We start from the raw sequence: 24062 nt of genomic DNA, 5'->3' as shown, positions 1-24062 counted from the left end.
CGGCCGAAGTGCGTACGTGCTGCCGAATGCTCCGCCGCGTGTCAGCGTGGGACGCAAAGCCTCCGAGTGCGAGGAGTCACCTCATGGGCGGTACGCAGGACAAGCGGCCGTGGTCCGGCAAGGGGCCCGACGAGGCACGGCGGGAGTCGGAGATCCCAGCGGGACAGGATCCGGTCCACCCTGGACAACCCGCCCACCCCTCCCACGGTGAGGCCTCGAAAGCGTTGCGCCGCCATGAGGAGGAGATCGTCGGTGAGGACGACCATGCGGGCGGCTACGACGAGCTGTGACCAGAGCTGAACGTCTGCCCTGGGCGGCGGTACAGACTGCGGGCCCGGTTCGAGGCTGCGTCTGGGCATAGGTAGGTGCTGTAGAGCCGGGCTTCGGCGCGGGCATGAGGTGCCGGGGGGGCCAGGCCGGCTTGGGACGACTTGTACTGGGAATGGGACCGCCATGTGTCCCTGACAGACCTGGCGGCCGTAGGCCTCCTGCGGCGCAACGGGCCGACGCCCGCATGCCGACCGGGGCGCAGGGCGGCATGGCGTCGGCCGGGCCCTGGACCGTTGCCGGCGGCGAGGGCGTCAGCGACGGCGCCGGTGGTGAAGGCGTAGCCGGCCCTGGGCAGGAGGCCCACCACGAGTTCCCCACGGGCCAGGTCTGGGGCGGGGCGCCGACTCCGGTGGCGTTCTCCGGGATCTGGTCGTTGGTGAGGCGGACAACGGTGAACTGGGCGGAGCCACCGGTCCGCGCAGGCCGGCGTTGGCCATGGCCGAGCGAACAACGCCCAGGAGGGCGGCCTGGCCGAAGTGCACGGCCCAGTTCACGGCAAGCGGCTGCTTGTCGATGAGATCGGCTGTCACCAACTCCTTCGATGGCAACTGCCAACTCCTCCCCGAGTCGACGCGGGCGCCCTGGGACCTGGCTCGTAGATCGCGCCAGGATAGGCCCGGGGGCCTACGTGCAACGGCCGTGGACGGCAAGTCGCTGCGCCGGTTCCGGCCGGTCTTCAGGCTGCGGCCGGAGGGAACGGCGATTCGGCGGTACGGCGGTACGGCGGTATTCGGCGTTGATGCGCTGGGCCTCTTCCAGCGGTCTTCGAGAATGACGATGCGGCAGGTCGCCTCGATCGGGGTGCCCCGGTCGACGAGCTCGCGCGCGGGCCGCGATACGCAGCAGGTAGCAGGAGTAGCGGCGATGCCCACCTGCGGAACGCAGGGGGTGACGAGGCGGTGTTCGCCGATCACGCGCAGGAATCTGGGCGCTGGGTGGTGCCGAGCATGTCGGCGGCCCGGCCCATGGTGTAGGCGGGGTAATCGTCATCATCGAGACGGCCGAACGGATCGCCTGCGATCATCACGCCTCTCTGTGGAACGCGTGGAGGGGCCCGGGAGCATGTGGCTCCCGGGCCCCGAAGGAACTGCTACACCATCTGCCGGCCCTGGTACTGCGCCGGCCTTCTGTATCCGCCCGCCCGACCTGAGCGTCGTCGGGAGTGCGGGGATCGCGGATGCGTGACCGGAGACCACCTCACTATCGATGTCCTGCGGTACCCGGACTCGCGTGGCGTCCGGGCGATCCTGATGGCGCCCAATCCCTCCGTTCTTTCCCTCTGGATCACTCACTTGTCAAACGGGAACTGCGTACTGCCGATACTGCGAACTGCTGTAACGCGGGTACTGCTGATACTGCGAACTGCGTGTACTGCCGGGTGTTGCGAACTGCTGGTGACCTGTCAGAGCGCCACTTCGGCAGCCAGCCCCGTCGCCCATCCTGCGTCTGCTCTGGCTTAGAACCCCACTGCCGAACCTCCCGATGCGCGCGCCCGCAGCCCGACGCCTTCACCGAGGTACCACTCACACGACTTCACTGCTGGTACTGCCAACTGCGGTACTGCTCACGGCGGCCCCTGATAACCGCGGGCCACCCGGTCCGGTCGTCAGCCCCGTCGCCGTCATACGACTGCTCTGGCTTCGGAACTCCACCACCGCACCGTCCTGCGCACTGCAACTGCTGGTACTGCAACTACGGGTACTGCGGGTACTGCTGCCCGGCAGTTCATCTCTGCCGGGCCCTGCGGCCCTTCTTGGTGACGAGAGAAACCATAACCACCCGACCATCCAATGTCTACTCCAGCCGACACAGATTTCCGCGTGTTCGGGAGAAAGACAGTTGCCCTCGAACGGAGCAAGGACAGAGGGGCCGCACCGCCTCGTCGGTCTGCGCAGCGCGGTCGGGGAGGGTTCGGCGGGTGGGGTGGCGTCGCTGGGATTGTTGACGCGCAGGAGGGCGTGTCATCGAGGGCGGCCCGGCTCGCCCGGGCTCGCCCCTCCCGGCGCCGCCCCCAGGATGGGACCGGGGGATGCGGCATCAGCGGTCAGGCGTCGGGCCGCGCCTCGAGGAATGCGAGGGCCCTGGCCACGAACGCGTCGTGGAACTGGAAGGTGCCGCCGTGCCCGGCGTCCGGGTAGAGGGGGACGAGTTCGCCCCGGGGCAGCCGTGCGGCGAGGTCGAGGGTGTTTTCACTCGGCACCATCCGGTCGCTCTCGCCGTTGGCCACCAAGACTGGCTGGCGGACGCGGAACAGGTCGGCCGGCGGGTGGAGGCCCCATTTACGGATGGCCTTGAGCTGGGCGCGGAACGACGTCAGCGAAATGGCTTTGTCGCGGTGGTCCGTGCGCTCCTTCAGCCGTTCCAGGAACCACCCGGCGCGGGTGATCCCCCGGGCCTTCTCCTCCAGCTCCGCCCGGTCGCCTCATTCCAGGGTCCCTCAACGACCAGGGCGGCGCGAAGATCATGAACCGGTGACGGGATCGCTCATCCCATCCGGCATGGAGTGCGGCGCAGGCCAGGCAAGCCGCCGGCGGCCCAGGATGGGGATTTTTGAGGCAATCACGCAAAAAGGACCATGCACCTTCGGCCTCTGATGGTGCCGCCGCCCGCTTCGAGGCAGCGCACATGTCCGCGTGGAGCGAACCGGCACGCCTCGACCTCGGTATCGTCCTACGCCACCTCACCCGGGACAGCGAAGCCCGTGCGACCCTGACCACCGCCCGCGACGCCCTCGACCGGCTGAACAACCCGCGCAGCGCCGAAGCGGCCGACGAACTCCAACAACTCCACTTGGCGTCTGACCTTGCCGCTCACGCAGGATTTTGAGAACACCGAAACGCAGAGCCGTCGCCCGGGCGGAAGGCCCCGTCCAGGCCCACGGCGGTGTCGGCGCAGACCTCCGCCACCGGCTCCGAGCGGAGTACGGCGACGCGCCTGCGCAGTCACCAGGGTCGCTCGCACGTCCTCGCCCCCCCCCCTGGCCCGAGCCCCGAGCTGGGTCGCCGCCGGCACGCCTGCGTAGTCGCGAGCTGCCACGTCCCGCAATGCACCGCGCACCATGGCCTTCGAGGCATCAGGTCATGATCAGAAGGCGGGTGTTCGGCACCAGCTTCCTGTTCACGCTCGTGCTCTGCACGAAAATCGTGAACTCGTCGTTGTGATCCGGCTTCACGCGCACCTCCGCGTCCGGAAGGCCGAGCAGGGCGCGCGCCTCCGGCCCCGCGTAGAGCTTGTCGGACTTCTTCTCCAGCACCGCGACCTGCTTCCGTGCCTGGATCTTCTCGGACTTGCTCAACTGATAGAAAGCGCATCCGGTGCGGTAGCCGTGGCCGGATTCGACGACCCGCTCCCGGATTGCCGCGTCGCGTTCCACAGGAACGAGCTGGTATTGGGACGGATCCACCGCCTGGAGACCGGCCGCCTTGATGGTGTCGCTGTTCACCGCGTCCCCACCCGCACGGAAGACGGCTCGCGATCCGCGGATTCCCCGGGTTCGCCCCACCATGAACTTCTCGGTTGCATCCTTGATCACCTGCCCGGCTTCCTGCAGGCCCTGGGTGCTCGTGGCGTCCCAGATGGCGATGTTGTCCTTGGGGAAGCCGTACTGCATGGCTTCGCGCTTACCCATCTGGTCCGGGACCAGGACCGCGAGCGTCCAGTTCTCCGCCTGTGTCTCGATCATCGAGGCGACGGCCTGCACCAGGTCGCGGGGGTTCTTGGAGGGGGCATCCGAGCAGCGGTGACTCGCGTTCTCCTGGCCATCGGTCAGGACGAAGGTCAGGAAGCTGTGGTCACCATACAGTTGGGCCGTCTGGGCCAGCTCATGCTGCGACTTCAGCGTGGCGGACAGCAGAGCGGTCATGCCGCCGGGTCGGTAGACCTCCTGAAGGGATGGCATGCGCAGCACGTCCTTGTCGTAGACGACGCACTCCACCTGGCTCGAGAACACGTACACAGTGACGCGGGTTTCCTGGTCGAGCTCCTGCGAGCGGCGGGCCAAGTAGGCAATCTGCTGGTCCGCGACTTCGACGACCTTGCGACTCAGGTGCGACATGGACGAACTGGCGTCCAGGACGAGGGCAACGTGATTGATGTAGTTCTGGTTGCCGGACATGGCGAATCTCCCCGTTTGTGTTCTCCGATTCGGTACTCCGATCCTCGCAGCCACCACTGACAGTCGACCCGGACTTCCATGCGGGCGGCCGCAGCGACCACCCTTGGCATATGGGGGTCCGCACGGCAGTGGCCCCTCCGTTGGTGTCAGCCGCTCTCGCCGGCAGGTCGGCGCCGTTACGCGGCGCGCCGCGCAATGGCCCCGGGGCGCTGGGCGGTCAGAGCATGGGCGACGTGACCCTGAACGCGGTATGCACCGGGCCACGCGGCCCGACGGTCAGCCGGGGATGGAGCCGGTGCCACGCTTGCGCGGTCGCCGTCCCGTACCGGTGGGCGTGGGTGACATTCACCGCGGTGACCTCGCCCCAGGTTTCCAGCGTCGGCGCCGGGGACGAGCTGAGTGCGGGCGGCAGGCAGCGCGGCGTGGGCGGGGACCGGCGGGTGAGACAGGACCACTTGCCTTCGGTCTGTAGCCGGCCCATTTGAACGACACCCGGCCGGCAGGTGCGGTCGTTGCGTGAAGTCCACCAGCGTCAAGAGCGACCTCGGTCCCAGCTCGGTTCAGCGTGCCGGGCCGGAGCCTGCGACAACGGTGGCGATGTCCGGGAACTCGTCGACGCGCCGGACCGACTACTCAGGGGAAGGCATCGGGGGATGACGGGATGCCACCTCGGCTGCGGTCCTCGTACCGCGGTACCGGACGAGCGAGGGGCGCCGGAGAGCGCCCGTTCATGGAGTAGCGATGGCGGAATCCCAGCAGACCCTCGGCGGCGCGTATCCCTCGCTGCGGCGGTGGGTGCCGCCACCGGCGCTCACCGGGTTCCTGACCTTGCTGGTGGTGGTGTTCTGCTTGTCGTACGGGGTCGGTTCCGCAGCGGGCCCGGCCGCACCTGGCATGCACTCAGGCAGGATCGACACCGCCCCCGTGGGCGGCGATGGTGGCAGCTCAGGGCGGCATGGTCACGGCGGCACGAGTGGCACGCAGTCGGGCGGTGGGCGATGACACCGGAGCCGGCGACCGTTTCCGCCACCACGGACCTGACCGTCGGCGGCATGACCTGCGCGGCCTGCGTCAGCCGCGTCGAAAAGCGACTCGGGAAGATCGAGGGAGTCAGCGCCACCGTCAACCTGGCGACCGGCCGGGCGCGGGTGCTCCATCCGCCGGGCGTCACAGCGGACGAGCTGATGGCCGCGGTCGAGCGGGCGGGGTACACGGCCGAACTCCACTTGCCTCCGGAGCCTCGGGGAGAGGCGGAGAGCGAGGCGGCTCCGGAACCGGAAGATGATCGCAGCGAGCGCGATCGGCTCGTGATCACCGTGCTGCTCTGTGCGCCGGTCATGGTCCTTTCGATGGTCCCGGCTCTGCAGTTCCGCAATTGGCAGTGGCTGTGCCTCATGCTCGCCACGCCCGTGGCCGTCTGGAGCGCTTGGCCCTTCCATGTCAGGGCGTTGCGCGGTCTGCGGCACTCGGCAGCCACCATGGACACGCTGGTTTCGCTCGGTGTCGTCGCTTCCTTCCTGTGGTCCGTGTACGCGTTGTTCCTCGGCGGTGCGGGCCGGCCGGGGATGCGGATGCCCTTCACCCTCCTCCCTTCGGCCGGAGGCGAGGTCGCCCACGTCTATCTGGAAGCGGCGGTCGGCGTACCGCTGTTCGTCCTGACCGGCAGGTTTCTTGAGGCGCGGGCCCGGCGTGGTACTGGCGCGGCGTTGCGCTCGCTGTCCGCGTTGGCGGTCAAGGACGTGACCGTGCGCGAGAACGGCAAGGAGCGACGGGTTCCGGTCGAACAGCTCACCGTAGGCCAGGAATTCGTCGTCCGACCCGGGGAACGAGTCGCCACGGACGGCGTCGTGGTCTCCGGGAACTCCGCCTTGGACCTGTCCCTACTGACCGGCGAGAGCGATCCCGTGGAGGTCGGGCCGGACGGGGCGGTGATCGGCGCGGCGGTGAATGCGGGCGGGCTGCTCCTCGTACGGGCAACCGCCGTGGGCGGGGACACCCGGCTCGCCCGGATCACCCGTATGGTCACCGATGCCCAGGCCGGAAAGGCGGCGGCGCAGCGGTTGGCCGATCGCGTGGCAGGCGTGTTCGTCCCTGTCGTCCTGACGCTGGCCGTCACCGTGCTCGGCTTCTGGCTCGGTGCCGGTGCGGATGCGCAACCGGCCATCACCGCGGCTGTGGCCGTCCTCGTCGTCGCCTGCCCGTGCGCACTCGGCCTCGCCACACCCACCGCACTCCTGGCCGCCACCGGCCGCGGCGCCCAACTGGGAATCCTGGTCAGCGGACCGCAGGCCCTGGAGGCGCTGCGGCACGTCGACACGGTCGTACTCGACAAGACCGGCACCCTCACGACCGGAAACATGACCGTCGCCCACCTCACGACGGTCCCCGACGGCCTGGACCGGGAGGAGGTACTTCGACTGGCCGGCGCGGTGGAGCAGGGCTCCGAGCATCCGCTCGGGATGGCCCTGGCCGCGTACGCCCGGCGGAGCCTGTCTGACCGGGCACTTCCGCCGGTAACCGGTTTCCGGGCCACCCCTGGAGTAGGTGTCAGCGGTACGGTCGACGGCCGAGTGGTCGAGGTGTGTGCACCTGGCGATGATCTCCCCGAGCCCCTCGCCAAGGCGATGGCCGCTGCCGAGACCGCCGCGCTCACGCCCGTCCTGCTACGGGTCGACGGTGTCGGCCGGGCACTGATCGGGCTCGGGGACACCGTGCGTCCGGGTAGCTACCGGGCTGTCGACCAGCTCAGGCGACTGGGAGTGGAACCGATCCTTGCCACCGGCGACCGTGAGGCCCCGGCCGAAGCCGTCGCCTCGGCGCTCGGGATCGCCCTCCTCCATCCCCGGTGTACACCGGAGGACAAGGCGTCTCTCGTCGGGCAGTTGAAGGACGGGGGCCGACGTGTGGCCGTCATCGGCGACGGCGTCAACGACGCCATCGCACTGGCGGGTGCGGACCTCGGGATCGCCATGGGCAGCGGCACTGACGTCGCCATCGGCGCGGCGGACGTGACCCTCGTACGCGGCGACATCGAGGCGGTGGCCGACGCCGTCCGCCTGGCCCGGCGCACCCTCGCGACCATCCGCGTCAACCTTGTCTGGGCGTTCGGCTACAACCTGGTCACCGTCCCACTGGCCGCCGTCGGCCTGTTGAACCCCATGGTCGCCGCGGCAGCCATGTCGGCCAGCTCGCTGCTGGTCGTGGGGAACAGCCTGCGACTTCGCGGCTGGGAGCCCGCGGGCCGCCCTGCCGGTGCGCGGGCCCGCGGCGCGCGGAGAGGAAGTGGACAGTGACCGAATCCGATCGACGAGAAATGACGCAGGGCCGGCGGCCGGCGCGCGTGCGCCTGCGCGAGACCTACCTGGCCGCGGCCGTTCCGGTGATCTCGTGTCTGGTCTGCCTGTGCGGGCTGACGGCCTGGGTCGGCACCGGAGCTGCCGGAACCCCGCCGCGCATCGCGGTCGAGGACGGCCGCGTCTTCCTCCCGTACGCCGATGAGGGAAACACTGCGGCGTTCTTCCGGATCTCGAACCTGGGTGGCTCGGAGGACCAGTTGATATCCGTCACCTCCCCGGCCGTGGAGCAGTCCGTGCTGAGCCGGCACCGGAGCACGGGTACCGGGGCCGATTCCATGAAGATGACCGGACCCGTCGACATCCCGGCCGGGGGCACCGTCGACATGTCCCCCTTCGGGGTGGACGTGATGGTGAAGGTGAAGGAACGCTGGCAGGCGGGCCAGGTCATTCCCTTCGTCCTGCACTTTCGCCACCATGGACCGGTCGAGACGATCGCGATCGCGGTCCGGCCCGGAAGCTGAACGCCACCGGGCCGGCGGCGACGGGTCGGCTCAGACGGCGGCGACCACGTCGAGCTTGCCCGCCTTGGCGTCCTCGATGAGGGAGCCGAACTGGTCGGCGCTCATCTCCACCCGCTGTCCGAAGTCGTCGGTGATGACGACCCGCCGTTCGACCGGCGCGGACTCGTCGATGAACAATTGGGGACAGCCGCAGTCGCACTTGCCGCAAAACGTCGCTACGGGTGTCAATGAATTGGTATCCGTCATCACACGTGCCCTTCCCTTTTCACGTCCGCCCACGGAACGGCCTCCCGCCACCGGACGAGAAGGGAATGCCCCTTCGGTAGCGGACGCAAGCTCGCCATCGCGGCCTCGTGGGAGCACAGCGGTCGGAACCTGTGCTCCAACTGCTTCCAGCCGCCCCGAAGTCGCGGAAACCAGAGGCCCCCTCAGTACGACTACGTGGGAGAGGCAGACGACCTCGGGGGTCTCCGAGCGAGAATCGTGCCCGGCCTCCACCGTGTACGGCGGCGTCGAAGGAGAGCGCCGTGCATGGGCGGCGCTACCGCGTGACCGGCATGACCTGAGGCTACTGTGCGGGCCGATGACCTGAGGCTACTGTGCGCGCCGGGAAGCCAAGGGCCGGATGTGGCCGGCCGGCGCGGCCACATCACCGATGAGGTCAAGCAGGTACCCGGGGTGAGCGGCACTCCGCTCGACGACGGTCTGATCCGCGCCGCCATCGCCGAGGCCGGCTGCGAAGTCGCCACGACGATCTGAGCGCAGCGCGACGGACGCGAAGGCTACGGGTCGGCGGGCTGCGGGTCGGTGGCATTCGCGCATGAAAAAGGCGTCCGTCCACGGGAACTTCGGTCATATGCCGTCCGACTACTGGGACGTGGGCGGCGGGCACCCGCCGCTCCACGCAGCGCGGAAGGACGGGAAGGTGTGGGATGGGCGGGCTGGATGTGCGCATGAGGGCGGTCGCCTGCCGGCATGGCCGGGTGGAGGCGGTATCCGGAGTGAATCTGGAGATCGCCGCCGGTGAGCGTGTCGCCTTGACCGGGACCAACGGCTCCGGCAAGACCACCCTCCTGCGTGCGGTGCTCGGGCTGCACCGCCAGGTGACGGGCTCGATCTCGGTCGGCGGCCGCGACACCGGCTCACCCGCCGAGTGGGCCTGGCGGCGCCGGGCCTGCGCGTGGATCCCCCAGAAGCCGGCCGCCGGCCGTTTCCCCCTGCTCGGCGCGGAGCTGCTGGCCAGCAGTACCGCGCCCGAGGACGCGAGTGAAGCCGCTGTCCGCCTGGGGGTCGGGACGCTGGTCGAACGTCCTCTGCACACCCTCTCCGGCGGCCAGTTGCAGCGAATGTACCTGGCTCGCGCGATCGGCTGCGTCGCCGCAGGCGCCCAAGTGCTACTGGCCGACGAGCCCACCGCCGCACTCGACTTCGACGGCCAGGCGGAAGCCGCAGACGTTCTGACGTCGCTCCCGGTGACCCTGATCGTCGTGACGCACGACCGAGCCCTGGCGGACCGTTGCGACCGGGTGCTGGAGATGGCCGCAGGCCGGCTACGGGAGGTCCGGTGACCTCGGTGAACCTCGCCACCGCCGACCTCGGGGCGCTGCTCCAGTTGCTTCCGGTCCAGCGGGCCGGTCTCGCGCTGCTGCTCGCGGCTATCGGCCTGCCCGTGATCGGAGTGGTCATCGTAGGGCTCGACATCATGCCGGTTCGCTTCGCGATGATGCACGTAGCCCTGCTCGGCATCGCGATCGGACTGCTTACCGGCCTCGACCCGATGCTGTGCGCGCTCGTCGCCTGCGCCCTGGCCGGTGCGGGCGTGGCCCCGCTCGCCCGCACGCCGGACGGGCTCTCCGGAGCCATGGGCCTGCTGATGAGCCTCGCCATCGCCGCCGCGCTGCTGCTGCTCGCCGTGTCGGGAGTGAACGCGTCCGGGGCCTTCGCCCTGCTGTGGGGGTCGATCCTCTCCGTCGGCACACCCGACCTCATCGTGCTCGGGGTGCTGGCCGCCGTCGTACCGGGTCTGTTCTGGTGGCGGCGGCACGATGTCGGGCTGCTCCTCTACGACCGCGAGCTCGCCCAGTGCTCCGGCGTCCTGGTCCGCCCCCTGACCGCCGGCCTGCTGGTGCTCGTCGCGATCGCCGTCGCCGGGGCCATCAAGCTCACCGGGGCCCTGCTCGTCGATGCCCTGACCCTGCTGCCCGCCCTCGCCGCGCGCCGCCTGGGCAGCTCGCTGAAGTCGATCACACTCTGGGCGGTTGGCATCGGCGTGACCGTCAACGCGACCGGGTTCCTGCTGGCCCTGTGGCTGGACTGGCCGCCCGGCCCCGTACTCGTCCTGACGGCGGGGGCTCTCGTCCTCGCGGTCCACTTCATACCCGAACGGAGAATCAGCTCATGGCGCGCACCCGCGTCCGTATCTCTTCCCTCCTCGCATTGAGCACGGCACTCGCCCTCACCGCCGGCTGCGGAAACAGCACCGACCCCAAGCCCGCGACCGACAGCTCCGCGAGGGCCGGCGCCGCGGCTGCCGGAAAGGACAAACCCGCGGTGGTGGTGACCACCACCTGGGAGGGCGCGTTCGCCAAGGCCGCGGGAGCCGAGGACATCAAGGTCATCGTGCCGCAGTCCGTCCACCACGCCCCCGACTACGACCCGAAACCCTCGGACCTCGCCGCGGTCGCCAAGGCCGACTTCGTGCTGTACGCGCCTTTCGAGCCGTACGCCGCGAAGATCAAGGAGGCCGCAGGCTCCAAGGCGAAGCTGGTCGAGGTCAACCTCGACAACGATCCCGACAAGGTCAAGGCCGAGGTCGACAAGCTGGCCGGTGTCTTCGGCACGCAGGACGCGGCCACGAAGTGGAAGACCGGCTTCGACGCGGAGTACGGGACGCTCAACAAGGAGCTCCAGGCCGCGTGGCCCGGCGGCAAGAGCCCCTCCGTCGTCGCCCAGGTCTTCACCGGGTGGGCCGCGAAGCTCGCCGGCGCCACCACGGTGGGCACCTACGGCCCGGAGGCCGTGACCCCGGCGCAGTTGGCCGAGCTCTCCGCGAAGAAGCCGTCCCTGGTTCTGGACAACGCCCACATGTCGACCGGGACGGTGCTGCCCGACTCGGGCGCCAAGCAGGTCAAGATCGTCAACTATCCGGGTGAGGATCTCGACCTGCTGCCCGTCTACCGCACCGCGGCGGGCGAACTGAAGAAGGCCATGGGCGGCTCCTGAACCAGGTGGGCCGGCTACCCGCCACATCCCGGGGCGGCCGCCCAAACCGTCCCGGGATGCCCCTTTACACTCCGAACATCCTCCTGGGTTTCGGCTCACCCGGGCCACGCATCCCCGCCTTCCACATATGAGTTGTGCCCGTGCGGACTGGGACGTTGACCGAGGCGGGCCCGGGCCGGTCTGATCGGCGCTTCCGCGTGCCTGCTCCTGGGCTCCGCGAACCATACCTCGGCCGGCGGCCGACTCCCGGGCGCTCCCGGGCGCTCCCGGGCTGGGACTGGGCTCCGCGGCCCTGACCGCACTGTGCACCGTCCTCTTCGGGGCCCGCCGACGCCGTTTCGACGTCACCACGCCGGTTCGACAGTCCGGGCGGTCTCGTCCTCCGGGTCGGCCGCAGCCGGGGCAACGGGCGAAGTCCGCCCGGGGCGTGCTCCTGCCCGACCGTGCGGCGCGCGGTGTGCGCCTCACCCGCGGCCGGCATGCCGCGACCGGGGGTGACTCCCGCTCGGTCTGTTCTTCCTCAACTCCACCCGCTCTCGCCCTGTGCGCGGCCGACGGCCGAGGAAGGCAGTGACCAACACCCGGGCACTCCGACACCGCACGGCAGAGGAGTCCCCGAAGGCGGATCCGGCCGACTCAGTCGCAGCGCTCGCGGTGGCCCGTGACGCCCGGCTCGGCGGCACCGTCACGCTGACCCCGCCCGCCGATGCCCCCAGCGCCCGTTCGGGGCGCAGAGCGACAACGGGTGGCCTGTCCACTGCGACGAAGTCGCCGTGGACAGGCCAAGGGCGAGGTCACCTCGCACCGCCGGTGGGACGACTACCCGCTCCTGGCCGAACTGAGCAAGCTCAATGTGCAGGGCGAGATGTGCATGCTGTTCGGCGTCGTCGACCGACCGCGCCGGCCGTCTGTCGCCGTCGGCCTGATCCTCGTCACGTTGTGGGGCCATCGGGTGTGGTGGCTGCGCCGCCCCACTCGTGAGGACCGCAAGGGCCTTCGGCAAGGCGCCGTCCGCGGTACCTGGCGACGGCTGCCGTTGTCGGTGATCGTCGTCGGTGTCCCGGTGTGCCCGCACTCGGCTGGGCCCTGCCGGTTCTGGGGGCCACCCTGGCCTGCTTCATCGTCGTGGACGTGGCCGTCGACCTGGTACGACGTGGCTCGGCGGGCTGACCGACGGGGAGGGTACCGGCGCGTGCTCTCCCCAGGTGGGCCCGGCAGCCCTCCCGCGGCTGCCGGGCCCACCGGTCATCCGGCCTGGGCGAGGGGTGCCGTCTCGGGCAGGCCGTGTCGTGCCTGCGGCAGGCTCTGCGTGAGGCGTTCCCGCAGAGCCGCCCGATCCGGCTTGCCCGCCGCCGTCAGGGGAATCTCCGCCACCACGAGGAGCCGCTCGGGGTGCTTGCGCCGTTCCAGCCCCCGCTCGGTCAGGTGCTCCCCGAGTGAGTGCAGCGTCGGGGCCAGCGGGCCCCGCGTCACCACGCAGGCCGCCAGCCGCTCACCCATCAGCGGATCGGGAACACCGATGCAGACGACATCCCGGACCTGCTGGTGGGAACGGAGTTCCCGTTCGACCTCGGCAGGGCTGATGTTGGCGCCCCCTCGGATCACGATGTCCTTCAGGCGTCCGACGACGTGCAGGACGCTGTCGGCGTCGAGGTAGCCGAGGTCGCCGGTGCGGACCCAGCCGTCGGGGGTGCGGTAGCGGGTGTTCAGGTCGGGGGCGCCCACATAGCACAGGGGCGTCATGGGCCCCCGCGAGATGATCTCGCCAATGGCGCCGTCGGGGAGCGGTGCATGGGTCTCGGGGTCGGCGATGCGGATCTCGGCGACCCGGGGGTCGGGGTGGCCCGCGACGACGCCCGAGGCGTCGGTCGGAGGCACGGTGTTCGCCAGCCCCGTGTGGCAGTTGACGCCGTCGGCGGAGCCGTAGAGGTTGACCACCGGGCAGCCGAACGCCTTCGCCGCGGCGGCAGCGGTGGTCTCGTCGAGCGGGGCACCACCCAGGACCAGCGCGGTGGGAGCCGGCAACCGCTCGCCCGTCGCGTCGAGGCGTTCGAGCATCATGCGGACCATGGTGGGCACGCCGAGGACGTGGGTCGGTTCGTACTCGCGCATCGCCGCGATGGCGGCATCGGGTGAGAAGTGGTCGAGCAGGACCAGGGTGCCGCCGTGCCGGGCGAGGGTGACGGCGGTGCCGTTGGACCCGAAGGCAGAAGCCAGCGGTACGAGGAAGAGGCAGCGTGGCGGGGTCCCGTCGGGGATCAGGGAGGCGAGGAAGTTCCCGCGCCCGCCGGCCAGTGCGTTGTGCGAGTAAGCGATCATCTTCGGCTCGGCTTCGGAACCCGAGGAGACCAGGATTCGGGCCGCGCTGTCGGGATCCGGGCGGGCGGGGACGAAGCCGGCCGGGTCGCAGCGCATGAGGTCCGACCACGACGTCGTGCCCTCGGGAGCGGTGCCGGGGCCCACCGCGACGACGTGGCGGAGGGCGGGCAAAGCCCGCGAGAGCGTGTGCAGGTCGGCGGCGTGGTGGAAGTCGCGGTGTGTGATCGCGGCGATGACGGCGACGGCCTCGGCCCTGCGGAGCAGGCACTCGGCCTCAAGGGTGCCGCGGCCGACGGGGAAGGGGAGGGCCACCGCGCCGAGCGCGGCCAGGGCCAGGTCGGCGATGACGGCGCCCCGGTTGTTGGGGAGTTGCACGCCGACCACGTCGCCCTCGCGTATGCCGAGGTTTCTGAGGCCGGTGGCCAGACATCGCACCTTGCGGTCCAGGGCGGTGTAACAGAGTTTGCCCTTGGCATCCAGGAGGGCCGTGTGGTGCAGGTCGGCGATCTGGCGGGCCCTGAAAAGGCTGTAGAGGTCGAGGTCGGGGCAGGTGCCGTCGACCACCCAGGAGCGACGGAGTTCGGCGGGCAGCAGGTCGTGCAGTTCGACAGTCACGCGAAGCTCCAGGGGTCGGGAACGGCGGGGGCACCGTGCGCGTCACGGCCGATCGAACCGGCGAAGCGCGCGTCGTGGTGCAGGTCGGAGAGGTGGGTGGTGACGGCGGTGGCGGCGACGCCGTGAGCACTCAGTTGCGCCAGGGCATCGCTGGTGGAGAGGTCGCGCAGGTCGTACGCGGCCGCCGCCCCGGCGCTCGCGTCGGCCGGGGCGATCCAGCCGTCGGCTGTCGGCAGCGGGTGCCGGAAGCCGGCCGGCCGTCTGGGGTCCTCCCCGCGCGCCACCCGGCGCAGGGCGGGGCCGGTCAGGGTGTCGGCGGCGCCGAGGAGCGAGGAGTCCACCCGTACCCCGCGGCCGGTGCGTTCCCGTAGCAGCAGCCCCGCCAGCACGGCTTCGGCGCCGTGCAGACCGCCCAGTACGTCGAGCAGGGTCATCAGCGAGGGGGCCGGGGCTTCGCCATGGGGACGTACGGCCTCGCCCACCCCCGTGCGGGCCTGCACCATGAAGTCGGTGCCCATGGGGGCGTCCTGGAGCCGGTCGGCCCAGCCGCTCGTGTAGGCGTAGACCAGGCCGGGATTGGCGGAGGCGAGGTCGTCGGCGTCGAGGCCGAGCTCGGCGGCCTTGCCCGGTGCCCAGTTGTGCAGGAAGACATCGGCCTCCGCGGCCATCTCCCGCAGTCGGCGGCGGTCGGCCGCGGCCTTGATGTCTATCTCGACGGCCTTCTTGCCCCGATTGAGGGCGAGCCATCGGGCGGAGATGCCGGAGCAGGCGGGTGGCATGCCCCGCAGGGGGTCGCCGCCCGGCGGCTCGATCCGGATGATCTCGGCGCCCAGCAGGCCGAGCAGGTGCGCGGCGAGGGGTGCCTGGATGCGGCGGCCCGCCTCCAGCACCGTCAGCCCGGCCAGCGGTCGTCCGGGAGAAGGGACGACTGCCGTACGGGGGCTCGCGGAGGCGAGGCCACCGGTCAGCGGCTGCAACGACCAGGGCGCGCCGCCGTCTGTCTCCAGGACACGTTCGGCCAGTGTGCGCAACACGCAGATCTCGGCGCCCGAAAGCACGGCGGCCTGCCGGATCCGCGGCAGGGGGTGCGACCGGGTCACGGTGTGGAGGGCCTGGGGGATGGCGGCGCAGGCGGTGGCGTAGCGGAACTGGAACGGCTGCCACCCGGCGCGTATCACGTCGGCCGGGGCGTCCAGGGCTCGCCAGAACGCGGCCCAGGCTCCCGCGTCGAGGGACTCCAGCTCGAACAGCACGCCTTCGGCCGAGGTGAAGGGCGGTCCTCCTGGGGCGAGTTCGACCGCTTCGGCCTCGTCGGCCCCGGCGGCGGCGAGGTACTGGGAGACGGCGAGCAGTCCGGCCCGGTCGGCGCGCACGGTCACGTGGGAGGGCGCTGCTCCGCGGGCCTGGCCGACCAGTCCGGCGAGCAGTCCTTGGACGGTCAGGACGGCGGTGGCCGTCGCCGCGTAATCGGCGGCCAGGCCTCGCGGGCTGCCGTCACGTCGGCCGTGGACCGCCATCATGCCGGTCGCGGCCTGCACGGTCGCCTCGTCGACGAGCCCGCTCCCCGGGCTCCCCCAGGCGGCGGCCGCGTGACCGGGCTCGAAGCCGCCTCCGGAGAGCGTGATGCGGCCCGAAGAGCTTCCGTCGGCAAGCTCGTCGGATCGCGCGCCGAGCAGCCGCAGGTGTTCGGCGACGACATCGGTGACCTCCGGTGGCCCCGAGGTATCGAAGCGCAGTGTGTCGAGCGGCCGGACCGTCTGCGTGGTTGCGGGGGACGCCATGCCTCTCCTCTCCCGGCGCGGCGGTGGCCGTCGCCCAGGTCGAACGGAACGCGGGAACTCGCGGGGGTGCACACCCGACCAGTTCCTCGGACAGAGAGTCGGACAACAGTTCCCATGGGTTCCCGGGGATGAGGAGGAACGCAGTGACGGATTCAGGCACCACGTACGCCACGTACGACGGACGGACTCAACCCGGCTCGCGAGTCGCCGAGTTGCGAGAGAAGGTCGACCACTTCGTGCGTACCGAGGTGATCCCGTACGAGGCGGTGCTGGACGTGGGCGGAGCAGAGGCGTCCGCCGCCCTGGCCAAGTTGCGGGCCGAGGCGCGTGCCGCCGGGCTGTGGGCCCTTCCCCTCCCTGCGGACCTTGGCGGCGGCGGCCTGACCTTCCTTGAGTACGCGGCACTCGCCGAGGCCGAGGGCGCCAGCGATCACGGGCCCGCCGCACTGGGCTCCGCCCCGCTGCTCGATGTCACCATGCTGAACCGCCACGGCAGCACCCGGGTGCGCGAGGCGCACCTGAAGCAGCTGGTCGCAGGCGAAATCCGTACCTGCTACGCCATGACCGAACCGGACGTACCTGGCACTGACCCGCTCCTCACGGGTACCCGGGCCGAGGCCCAGCCTGATGGCAGTTGGTGCGTCAGCGGCCGCAAGTGGTTCACCTCCGGCGCCGCGGGCGCCGACCTCGTCACCGTCATGGCCCGTACCAGTGGGACCGCAGGCGATCGGGAGGGGCTCTCACTGCTGCTCATACCGACCGGCGCGCCCGGATTCCGCGTCGTACGGGAACTCCCCGTACTCGGGGCGGCCGGCCAGTACGAGATCGAACTCGACCGGGTGCTCGTGCCCGCCGACCACCTGCTCGGCGCGGGCGGCGACGCCCTGGCCATCGCGGGCGAACGCCTCGCACTCGGGCGGACGTTGCGGTGCCTGCGGTGGCTCGGCCAAGCCCAGCGCGCCTTCGACCTCATGTGCGAACGCGCCGCCACTCGCAGCGGATCACGCGGCCCACTCGCCGACCACCAGCTCATTCAGCAGCACGTCTTCGACGCCCTCCTCGCGCTGCGCACCACCCGCCCCCTGGTCCACGAGGCGGTGGCGTTGCTCGCGGCCGGACAGGACGCCCGCATCGAAGTGGGGCTGGCCAAGGTAGCCGCCGCCCGCATGCTCCAGCAGGTCACCGACTCCGCCATCCAGGTCCACGGCGCCGCCGGCCTCGGCCCCGACACCCCGCTGCCGTCCCTGTTCCGCGGCGGACGTGCGGCCCGCATCCTCGACGGCCCGGACGAGCTGCACATCACCTCGGTGGCCCGCCGGGTGCTGCGCGACTACGGCCAAGGGCAGCCGTCCGTTACACACGGGTGATGTCGACGAGGTCGTCGAGTGCAGCCAGTCCGAGCGCCAGGAAGAAGTCACCCCAGATCAGTTCGTGGCGCACCGCCAGGCCCTTGGCCGCGTCGTAGCAACCGTCCAGCAACATCCCCGCGGGGCGGCTCGAGCCCGGGCCGGTGAGGTGGGCCTCGGCCAGCCGGCTCAGAATCGCCACGGCCCGGTAGGAACACACCGCGGCTCGGGGCGCCCACACACGCGACAGTTTGAGCAGGGCGACGGCGGTGATCGCCGCGGCCGAGGTGTCGACCGGCCCCCGCGGCCGGGCCGCCTCGTTGGGCGGGATGATCCGCCCGGTCAGCGCCTGCGCCTGCACCAGTAGCTGCTCGGCGGCGAAGGCGAGCCGCTCCGGCCGATGTTCGGCGATTTCGGGATGCAGCAGTGCATCGGCCACGGCCAGGAGCAGCCACGCCTCGCCACGGCTCCAGCCCGGTGCCGGGTCCTCGCAGGGGTGCCACCCCGTTGCCGCGTCGAACTGCCATGCGGGCCGCGGCCGGCTGCCGCTCCCCGCCCCCTCCGCGCCGAGGCAGAGGTCGAGGTGCCGGTGCAGATGTGCCGCCGCCACTGCCGGCCCTTCGTCACCGGCCACGGCCAGGAGGGGCACCAGCCCCGGTACGGCGTCCGCGCGGGCCAGGAGCCGGGGTCCGCCGAGCGCCGCACCCCAGGGCACGATGCCTGCCTCGGGATCGAAGGAGTCCAGGCAGGCCCGGGCCGCCTCCGCCCGCAGCGCATCGGCTTCGGCCGTGTCCAGGGCCGGAGCCGTCGCGTACCAGAAAATCAGTCCCCGCGTCGCGGTGTCGGCTTCCGCCCACGGCGCAAGACGGCTCGTGCATTCCGCGGCAGCCCGCCGATGTGCCTCATCCCCGGTGTAGCGGGCTCGCAGCCACAGCAGCCCGGCCCAGAAGCCGCCGGTCCACGAGCCGCGGCCGGTCGTCTTCCACCGCCCGTCGGCAGGCTCGGCGTACAGCGGAAAGCGTGTGCCCACTTCGGCCTCGGTCACCGTCACCCGGTCGGTGACGGCGGTCAAGGCCCGGCCGGCCCAGTCGCCGAAGGTCATGCCGCTTCCCCCGTCCTCAGTCGCCGGTCCCGTGCGGCCCAGAGGAACGCGACAGCTCCCGCCGCCGCGAACTCCACCGCCACCAGCATCCAGCCCGCCCCGTACCGGCCGCTCTGTGCGAGGAGGCCGAACAGGGGCGGCCCGACCGCGAATCCGGCGAAGAACCCCGCCGCGACGAGCGCCGAGTCCTGTCCTGCGCGGCCGGGGGCGGCGCGCTGCATGACCAGCACCATCGAGACGGCGTTGCCCGACACGGCGAATACCCCGACGGCGACGGCGCCGGCCCACACCAGCGGACCGGCCAGCAGCCCGCCGGCCAGGAGGGCAGCCGCGCCCACGGCACCGCAGGCCAGCAGGCCCGGCAGCCACTCGGCCCGGCCCGGGCGGGCCGCCTTCGACCATCCGACCCGACCGAAGACGCCCGCGACCCCGAGGACGGCGACGAGTCCACCGGCCATGGTGGGGCCCATCCCCAGGCGCTGCACGCCGTATAGGGCGAGATAGGTGTTCACGGAGGCGATTCCGGCTCCCAGGAACAGCGAGAAGCCCGCCAGCCAGGCCACCATTCCCCGTGGAACGAACGACGCATGAGCAGGCGAAGCCGATGTGATGGGCGGGTCGGCGGGCAACGCGCGCAGCGCCCATGCCCCGGCGAGGAGCGCCGCCCCGGAGGCCGTCCACACCGCGCCCCGCCAACCGAGACCGCCCGCGAGGGCGGTGAGCGGCAGTCCGGCGGCGAACGCCCCCAACTGCACGCCGGACTGTTTGAGGCCGGTCACCGCACCCCGCCGGGCGGGCGGGACCGTGGCCAGGATCGCCTTGTTGGTGGCGGGGTTGGCCAAAGCCTGCGGTATACCGCCCAGCGCGACCGCACCCAGCAGCAGACCTGCGCCGGGGGCGGCCCCGATCAGCGCGAGCGCAAGGGCGGAGACGGCGAGCAGGAGCACCAGCGAGCGCCGGGGCCCGATCCGGTCCACCAGCCGGCCGCCGCTCGGGGACAACGCGGCGGCCGTCCCGAATCCGACGGTGGTCGTCAGCCCCAACACCATGGGCGACATGTGCAATTGGCCCACCAGCCGCGGCCCCAGCGCACCGAGCAGGAACAACTGCAGCATCGAGAAAGCCATGGCGCAGGTCAGCAGCGCGGTCAGGCCCCGGGCACCACCTTCTTGCGCAGCTGGCGCCGACGCCGTCGCTGAAGCCGTCCCCTCTGCCGCCACAGATGTCTCCATTCCCCAGACGTTGAACAACCCGACCGACTGGGAAGGCAGTCGGATGAACCGGCATCCAAGTTCCCCCTCCCCTCTGTGCCTTGCACCACACCGGGCGAACGAACGTCACGGCGCACCACAGGCTCGGTCGAGAACTTGTCAGGAAGTGCGCACCCCCCTGCGCGGTCCGGAAGGCTGGTGCGAGGATGAACCCGCCATGACACCAGGCCTGTGTTTCCGAGCCGTACGGGCTGCGATGTTCGCGGCCGTGTGCGTGCTGCTCGCGTGCATCGGCCACGTTCTCATGTCCGGTATGACCGTGCCCTGGTGGGCCATGTCCGGCGCGTTCGTGGGCACGGCCGCGGGGGCCTGGTCCCTCGCAGGCCGCGAACGCGGGCCGCTCACCGTCTTAGCGGCGACGGTCGCCGTCCAGGCCGCGCTCCATTCGGGCCTCTCCCTGGCGCAGGCGGTCGCGCACCCTTCCCTGCCGTCCGGCACATCGTTCGCCCGCCAATGGGCCGCGTACCTGACGTGCGGAGAAGGCACGGCCTCGGCCCTGTCCACCCGCGAGGCCCTGAAGGTCGGCAACGACGCGGGACTCGTCGGCATCGTGTCCCAGCCAGGACCCGGCACCGTCATCCCGGACTCCGGCTCCCACGCCCACCACGCCATGCACGCCATGGGCGGCATGGGTGGCATGGGTGGCATGGGTGGCACCCTGCCCGAAGGCACCGGCACCCTCATGCCGACGGGCGGTCACGACATGGCCGGCATGTCACCGACCGGAATGCTGGCCGCCCACCTGCTGGCCGCACTCCTCTGCGGCCTGTGGTTGGCCTACGGAGAACAGGGCGCCTTCCGCGTCCTGCGCGCCGTCGCCGGCTGGCTCTGGACTCCGCTGCGCCTGTTCTTCGACCTCGCCCCGGCACCTCTACCGCCGCGCATCCGCGTGCGCCGGATACGGCACAGCCGGCCACTCCCGCAGCTGTTCCTCGTCCACTCCATCACCTCACGGGGTCCGCCGACGGGAACCGCTGTCCTGTGACAGCTGGTTCCCCGAGTACGCGCTGACGGCTCCTCTCCTGCCTGCCGCGGCTCGGGCAACGGCCATGCCCACCGGCCGGCCGTACTCCCTTCACCGGCGCCGCCCTCCGTGGCGCGCGCCGGACACCTTGCCCTTAAGGACCCGTGGCGATGACTCCTGCCCTGACCACCCAGCGCTGTCCCGCCGGCGAAAAGCCGGCCCGGCACACCCCGGACTCCGACGCGGTGGTGACCCAACTGGCCCTCGCCGCGCGCGACGGCGACCCCGCGAAGACTGACCGGTTCGTCCGCGCCCTGCACCGCGACGTATGGCGCTACGTGGCCTACCTCAGCGCGGATCCGCAAGCGGCCGAAGACCTCACCCAGGACGTGTTCCTGCGGGCCCTCGCCGCGCTCCCCCGATTCGAAGGCCGCTCCTCCGCCCGCACCTGGCTCCTGTCCATCGCACGCCGCACCGTCGTGGACAGCGTGCGCCACGCCGCTGCCCGCCCCCGACTGTCGGACCGCTACGACTGGCAGAGTGCCGCCGAGCAGAACCAGCCGTACGACCTCCCCGGCTTCGAGGACGGCATCGCCTTGGCGGAACTCCTCGCCACGATTCCGGCCGAACGTCGGGAGGCCTTCGTCCTGACCCAGCTCCTCGGCCTCCCCTACGCCGAAGCCGCCGTCGCAGTCGGCTGCCCCATCGGCACGGTCCGCTCCCGCGTGGCCCGCGCCCGCACCGCGCTCATCGCGATGCTGACGGACACCGAACCGTCGGCGACGCTGCCGAAGCAGCGAACCATGTGTGATGCCCGGTACACAGCCCCGACGACCCCCGCCACCGAACTCAAGGCGTCACTCGTCTGATTGCGGGAAGTCCCCCTGTGGGAGGGGCTGCGATACAGCGGCGCCTCCCACAGCCGGCTCCCGATGAGGCATGGCGGCTGACGAAGACCAGGGACCACGGTTCCCTGGCCAACTGCACGTCGCGGCACGGCCTCGACCGAGCCACCCCCGCCCCCAGGAACGCTCTCGGGTGATCCATCCCCCCCGGAGGACCTCCGAGCAGCGGGGCACCGCGCACGGCGGCGGTCAGATCGCCCGATCCGGCCCGGGGCCGACGAGCTCTGCCGTCGGGTCGCGCTGCTTGGTGTCGTAGAAGGCGGCGACGCGCCACTGCCCGTCGCCATCGCGGACGAGGGTGCACGTCTGAACCTGAGCCTTGCCGAGCTTCTTCGGTGTGCCTTTTCCTGTACGTCGCCTCGACCGGTGACTCTCATCGGCCGGCCGGGGGCTCTTGAGGGAACCCGCGAAGAGCGCGCGGTGGCTCGCCACGATGTCACGTCGCCCGTGGTGCACGGGGCCGATGTATGTCGTGTAGGCGTCCTCGGTGCCGAGCGCGCCCTACGCCTCCGCGTCGTGCAGCTCCCGGGCGCCCGACAAGCCCCGCCAGGACGGCTCGTACCGCGGCATGTTCCCCGTAGGGACGTGCTCCCCGTTGACGGGACGGAGGTTGCTCGTGGTCCGAATCCGAAGGCTGCATGACGGACCCTTCCAGTTGCCTGGACGGTGGCTACCGCATCCGCCGTTCACCCGGAGGGAAGCTGGTGGCCGATGTCAGACGAGTCCGGCCCCGTGCCCGCCGGCCGATGGTCTAGGTTCGGGCCATGAGCTCCTTGCACCACCGCTCTGACCAGAACGCTGCTCTTCTCGTGCTGCCGTCCTCGGACGGAGAGCCTGGCGCCGGCAGGTTCGCGACGGCTGCACCCGTGCTGCCGTACCGGTAGGGCTCCGTGGCCACGGTGCCCGGTTCGCCATCGCCGACGGCCGAGCACCCGACGAACCGGCGCCCGGCCCAGGGGCGGTTGGCCCGTCCGCCAAATGATCAATGCGGCCCACGTCTGCATCTGACCCGACCACGAAAGCCCTCCTCATGAGCGGACAGCAAACCCCCGGGCCGACCGAGGCCCCCGAGCGGCAATCGTCCTTCGGTGAGCCGCGGTGGCCGATGGCCGGGGCCGTCGTAGTCTCGATGCTGCTGACCGCGTTCCTTCCCGACGATCTGCGGCTGGCGCCTCGCTGGGTGTTCCCGGCAGTCGAGGGGCTCCTTCTGCTGGCGCTGATCGCGGGAGACCCGGGCCGGATCAGCAGGCGGTCGAACGCCCTGCGAGGCGTGTCGATCGCCCTGGTCAGCGGCCTGGCGACAAGCACCGTCTGGTCGACCGTCCGCCTGGTTGACGACATCATCCACGGCGGAAAGGAGACCAACTCGGCGTCCAGCCTGCTACAGAGCGGTGGCACGGTCTGGGTGTGCACCGTCCTGACCTTCTCCCTGCTGTACTTCGAGCTCGACAGTGGTGGACCCGCCGCCCGGGCCCACCACATGCCGCCCACTCCCGCCCTCGCCTTCCCCCAGCAACTCACCCATCCGGACGGCACCGATTGGCGCCCCCGCTACGTCGACTACCTCTACCTCGGACTCACCAACGCCACCGCCTTCAGCCCTACCGACGTCATGCCATTGGCACCGTGGGCCAAAATCACCATGAGCATCCAGTCCCTCCTGTCCCTCCTCATCCTCGGGCTGGTGATCGCCCGCGCGGTCAACGTCCTCGCGTAGCGGCCGCGACATCCACCTCGATCCGAACCGAAGCCGGGCGGCCCGGCCCGGCCCCTTGTCGGTCTCGACTCCGCCGGTCGGAGCAGGGGAAGCCTGAGCGTTGCGACGTAGGCGACCCCGACGGTCGATCAGCAACGGCATGACGGCCAGGCTCTGTTTCCGCAGCAGCAACCTGGCCGGCAGGACCGAGGTCGGCGAAAGCCTGAGCATGGCGACCGACATGGCCCCCACGCCCGTCGGAACACGGAAGTCACATGGAACCCTGGAAGACGCCAGAGGCCGATCCCGCCGCCGCACCGGGGAACATCGCCGGGAAGATCGGGCCTCCGCGGAAGGCGCCCAGTGAGGCGCAATAGGCCGGTCCCTTGCAGACGACGAGCGGTGCACGGCGGCGACCGTGTAGTCGGTGCTGTGTGCGAACAGCGGGCGTGTCGTCGTCGGCGCCGCGCTGTTCATCATCCTCACCTACGGCCGCCTGCTGTGGTGGCGCGGAGCCGAGAGGCGACGCTCCCCCAAACGCCCACATCGCCGACTGGGGCACCCTAACCGGCACCGTCTG

The 24062-nt window shown here is 71.0% G+C and carries 20 protein-coding genes and 2 pseudogenes; 13 read left to right on the top strand and 9 right to left on the bottom strand.

Annotated features, from left to right (window positions below):
* Positions 1-83: 83 nt before the first annotated feature.
* Positions 84-290, top strand: coding sequence for a hypothetical protein (locus tag E6R62_RS26000; protein ID WP_136215948.1), 207 nt, complete (start codon positions 84-86; stop codon positions 288-290).
* Between the two features lie 664 nt (positions 291-954).
* Here the strand turns inward: E6R62_RS26000 and E6R62_RS25990 are convergent.
* Both E6R62_RS25990 and E6R62_RS41135 read right to left on the bottom strand, forming a co-directional pair.
* Positions 955-1354, bottom strand: a pseudogene (locus E6R62_RS25990) (MerR family transcriptional regulator).
* Positions 1355-2374: 1020 nt separating this feature from the next.
* Positions 2375-2533 carry a hypothetical protein gene (locus tag E6R62_RS41135; RefSeq protein WP_240801895.1) on the bottom strand — a complete coding sequence of 53 codons (159 nt, stop codon included), beginning with the start codon at positions 2531-2533 and terminating at the stop codon, positions 2375-2377.
* A 422-nt stretch (positions 2534-2955) separates the two neighbouring features.
* Here E6R62_RS41135 and E6R62_RS25980 point away from each other — a divergent pair, with 422 nt between their 5' ends.
* Complete coding sequence (locus E6R62_RS25980; protein ID WP_206308846.1) at positions 2956-3156, top strand: hypothetical protein; 201 nt, start codon at positions 2956-2958, stop codon at positions 3154-3156.
* 247 nt (positions 3157-3403) lie between these two features.
* On the opposite strand, the gene E6R62_RS25975 is transcribed toward E6R62_RS25980, so the two are convergent.
* On the bottom strand, positions 3404-4444 hold the full coding sequence (locus E6R62_RS25975; protein ID WP_136215947.1) for a vWA domain-containing protein: 1041 nt from the start codon (positions 4442-4444) through the stop codon (positions 3404-3406).
* Positions 4445-5442: 998 nt separating this feature from the next.
* On the opposite strand from E6R62_RS25975, the gene E6R62_RS25965 reads away from it, so the two are divergent.
* On the top strand, positions 5443-7737 hold the full coding sequence (locus E6R62_RS25965) for a cation-translocating P-type ATPase (RefSeq protein ID WP_136215945.1): 2295 nt from the start codon (positions 5443-5445) through the stop codon (positions 7735-7737).
* Entirely contained in the window at positions 7734-8261 is a 528-nt protein-coding gene (locus tag E6R62_RS25960; protein WP_240801894.1) for a copper chaperone PCu(A)C, read from the top strand. Before E6R62_RS25965 ends, E6R62_RS25960 begins: the two co-directional genes overlap by 4 nt.
* 30 nt (positions 8262-8291) lie before the next feature.
* Here E6R62_RS25960 and E6R62_RS25955 read toward each other — a convergent pair whose 3' ends face one another.
* Positions 8292-8507 (bottom strand): hypothetical protein, encoded by a 216-nt coding sequence (locus E6R62_RS25955; protein ID WP_136215944.1) that lies wholly within the window; start codon positions 8505-8507, stop codon positions 8292-8294.
* A gap of 381 nt (positions 8508-8888) precedes the next feature.
* On the opposite strand from E6R62_RS25955, the gene E6R62_RS41825 reads away from it, so the two are divergent.
* The 5 genes and pseudogenes from E6R62_RS41825 to E6R62_RS41130 all read left to right on the top strand — a co-directional run.
* Positions 8889-9020 carry a hypothetical protein gene (locus E6R62_RS41825; RefSeq protein ID WP_276615655.1) on the top strand — a complete coding sequence of 44 codons (132 nt, stop codon included), beginning with the start codon at positions 8889-8891 and terminating at the stop codon, positions 9018-9020.
* A 173-nt stretch (positions 9021-9193) separates the two neighbouring features.
* Positions 9194-9829, top strand: coding sequence for a metal ABC transporter ATP-binding protein (locus E6R62_RS25950; protein ID WP_136215943.1), 636 nt, complete (start codon positions 9194-9196; stop codon positions 9827-9829).
* 5 nt (positions 9830-9834) lie between these two features.
* Entirely contained in the window at positions 9835-10701 is an 867-nt protein-coding gene (locus tag E6R62_RS25945; RefSeq protein ID WP_136215974.1) for a metal ABC transporter permease, read from the top strand.
* The gene (locus E6R62_RS25940; protein WP_136215942.1) at positions 10659-11483 is read left to right on the top strand and encodes a metal ABC transporter solute-binding protein, Zn/Mn family; all 825 of its coding nucleotides are present in this window, start codon (positions 10659-10661) and stop codon (positions 11481-11483) included. The genes E6R62_RS25945 and E6R62_RS25940 overlap by 43 nt, the downstream gene beginning before the upstream one ends.
* 400 nt (positions 11484-11883) lie before the next feature.
* Positions 11884-12653 (top strand): annotated as a pseudogene (locus tag E6R62_RS41130) (PepSY domain-containing protein); the annotation flags it as partial.
* A gap of 75 nt (positions 12654-12728) precedes the next feature.
* Here E6R62_RS41130 and E6R62_RS25935 read toward each other — a convergent pair.
* Both E6R62_RS25935 and E6R62_RS25930 read right to left on the bottom strand, forming a co-directional pair.
* Complete coding sequence (locus E6R62_RS25935) at positions 12729-14417, bottom strand: class I adenylate-forming enzyme family protein (protein ID WP_136215941.1); 1689 nt, start codon at positions 14415-14417, stop codon at positions 12729-12731.
* Entirely contained in the window at positions 14414-16198 is a 1785-nt protein-coding gene (locus tag E6R62_RS25930; RefSeq protein ID WP_136215940.1) for a CoA transferase, read from the bottom strand. Before E6R62_RS25930 ends, E6R62_RS25935 begins: the two co-directional genes overlap by 4 nt.
* A 212-nt stretch (positions 16199-16410) precedes the next feature.
* Here E6R62_RS25930 and E6R62_RS25925 point away from each other — a divergent pair, with 212 nt between their 5' ends.
* Positions 16411-17565 (top strand): acyl-CoA dehydrogenase family protein, encoded by a 1155-nt coding sequence (locus tag E6R62_RS25925; protein WP_306432471.1) that lies wholly within the window; start codon positions 16411-16413, stop codon positions 17563-17565.
* Here E6R62_RS25925 and E6R62_RS25920 read toward each other — a convergent pair.
* Positions 17552-18646 (bottom strand): sugar ABC transporter permease, encoded by a 1095-nt coding sequence (locus E6R62_RS25920; RefSeq protein WP_136215938.1) that lies wholly within the window; start codon positions 18644-18646, stop codon positions 17552-17554. The two genes, E6R62_RS25925 and E6R62_RS25920, sit on opposite strands and share 14 nt — an antisense overlap.
* Positions 18643-19761 carry a nitrate/nitrite transporter gene (locus tag E6R62_RS25915; protein ID WP_240801893.1) on the bottom strand — a complete coding sequence of 373 codons (1119 nt, stop codon included), beginning with the start codon at positions 19759-19761 and terminating at the stop codon, positions 18643-18645. The genes E6R62_RS25920 and E6R62_RS25915 overlap by 4 nt, the downstream gene beginning before the upstream one ends.
* A 313-nt stretch (positions 19762-20074) precedes the next feature.
* On the opposite strand from E6R62_RS25915, the gene E6R62_RS25910 reads away from it, so the two are divergent.
* Both E6R62_RS25910 and E6R62_RS25905 read left to right on the top strand, forming a co-directional pair.
* Complete coding sequence (locus tag E6R62_RS25910; RefSeq protein ID WP_136215936.1) at positions 20075-20902, top strand: hypothetical protein; 828 nt, start codon at positions 20075-20077, stop codon at positions 20900-20902.
* A gap of 149 nt (positions 20903-21051) precedes the next feature.
* Positions 21052-21750, top strand: a complete 699-nt coding sequence (locus tag E6R62_RS25905; RefSeq protein WP_136215935.1) for a sigma-70 family RNA polymerase sigma factor — start codon at positions 21052-21054, stop codon at positions 21748-21750.
* Between the two features lie 225 nt (positions 21751-21975).
* Here E6R62_RS25905 and E6R62_RS40315 read toward each other — a convergent pair whose 3' ends face one another.
* Positions 21976-22218, bottom strand: coding sequence for a hypothetical protein (locus E6R62_RS40315; RefSeq protein WP_206308845.1), 243 nt, complete (start codon positions 22216-22218; stop codon positions 21976-21978).
* A 598-nt stretch (positions 22219-22816) separates the two neighbouring features.
* On the opposite strand from E6R62_RS40315, the gene E6R62_RS25895 reads away from it, so the two are divergent.
* Positions 22817-23503 (top strand): hypothetical protein, encoded by a 687-nt coding sequence (locus tag E6R62_RS25895; protein WP_136215934.1) that lies wholly within the window; start codon positions 22817-22819, stop codon positions 23501-23503.
* The last annotated feature ends 559 nt before the right edge of the window (positions 23504-24062 follow it).

Source organism: Streptomyces sp. A1136 (assembly GCF_004795055.1).
GTDB lineage: Bacteria > Actinomycetota > Actinomycetes > Streptomycetales > Streptomycetaceae > Streptomyces.
This window is presented reverse-complemented; position numbering and strand designations above follow the sequence as displayed.

What these genes read in the sequence shown, in the direction of transcription:
- E6R62_RS26000 (WP_136215948.1), top strand. Translation starts at nt 84, where the DNA reads ATGGGCGGTACGCAGGACAAGCGGCCGTGGTCCGGCAAGGGGCCCGAC.
- E6R62_RS25895 (WP_136215934.1), top strand. Translation starts at nt 22,817, where the DNA reads ATGAGCGGACAGCAAACCCCCGGGCCGACCGAGGCCCCCGAGCGGCAA.
- E6R62_RS25940 (WP_136215942.1), top strand. Translation starts at nt 10,659, where the DNA reads ATGGCGCGCACCCGCGTCCGTATCTCTTCCCTCCTCGCATTGAGCACG.
- E6R62_RS25915 (WP_240801893.1), bottom strand. Translation starts at nt 19,761, where the DNA reads ATGCTGCAGTTGTTCCTGCTCGGTGCGCTGGGGCCGCGGCTGGTGGGC.
- E6R62_RS25950 (WP_136215943.1), top strand. Translation starts at nt 9,194, where the DNA reads ATGGGCGGGCTGGATGTGCGCATGAGGGCGGTCGCCTGCCGGCATGGC.
- E6R62_RS25975 (WP_136215947.1), bottom strand. Translation starts at nt 4,444, where the DNA reads ATGTCCGGCAACCAGAACTACATCAATCACGTTGCCCTCGTCCTGGAC.
- E6R62_RS25905 (WP_136215935.1), top strand. Translation starts at nt 21,052, where the DNA reads ATGACTCCTGCCCTGACCACCCAGCGCTGTCCCGCCGGCGAAAAGCCG.
- E6R62_RS25920 (WP_136215938.1), bottom strand. Translation starts at nt 18,646, where the DNA reads ATGACCTTCGGCGACTGGGCCGGCCGGGCCTTGACCGCCGTCACCGAC.
- E6R62_RS25955 (WP_136215944.1), bottom strand. Translation starts at nt 8,507, where the DNA reads ATGACGGATACCAATTCATTGACACCCGTAGCGACGTTTTGCGGCAAG.
- E6R62_RS25910 (WP_136215936.1), top strand. Translation starts at nt 20,075, where the DNA reads ATGACACCAGGCCTGTGTTTCCGAGCCGTACGGGCTGCGATGTTCGCG.
- E6R62_RS25930 (WP_136215940.1), bottom strand. Translation starts at nt 16,198, where the DNA reads ATGGCGTCCCCCGCAACCACGCAGACGGTCCGGCCGCTCGACACACTG.
- E6R62_RS41135 (WP_240801895.1), bottom strand. Translation starts at nt 2,533, where the DNA reads ATGGTGCCGAGTGAAAACACCCTCGACCTCGCCGCACGGCTGCCCCGG.
- E6R62_RS25980 (WP_206308846.1), top strand. Translation starts at nt 2,956, where the DNA reads ATGTCCGCGTGGAGCGAACCGGCACGCCTCGACCTCGGTATCGTCCTA.
- E6R62_RS25965 (WP_136215945.1), top strand. Translation starts at nt 5,443, where the DNA reads ATGACACCGGAGCCGGCGACCGTTTCCGCCACCACGGACCTGACCGTC.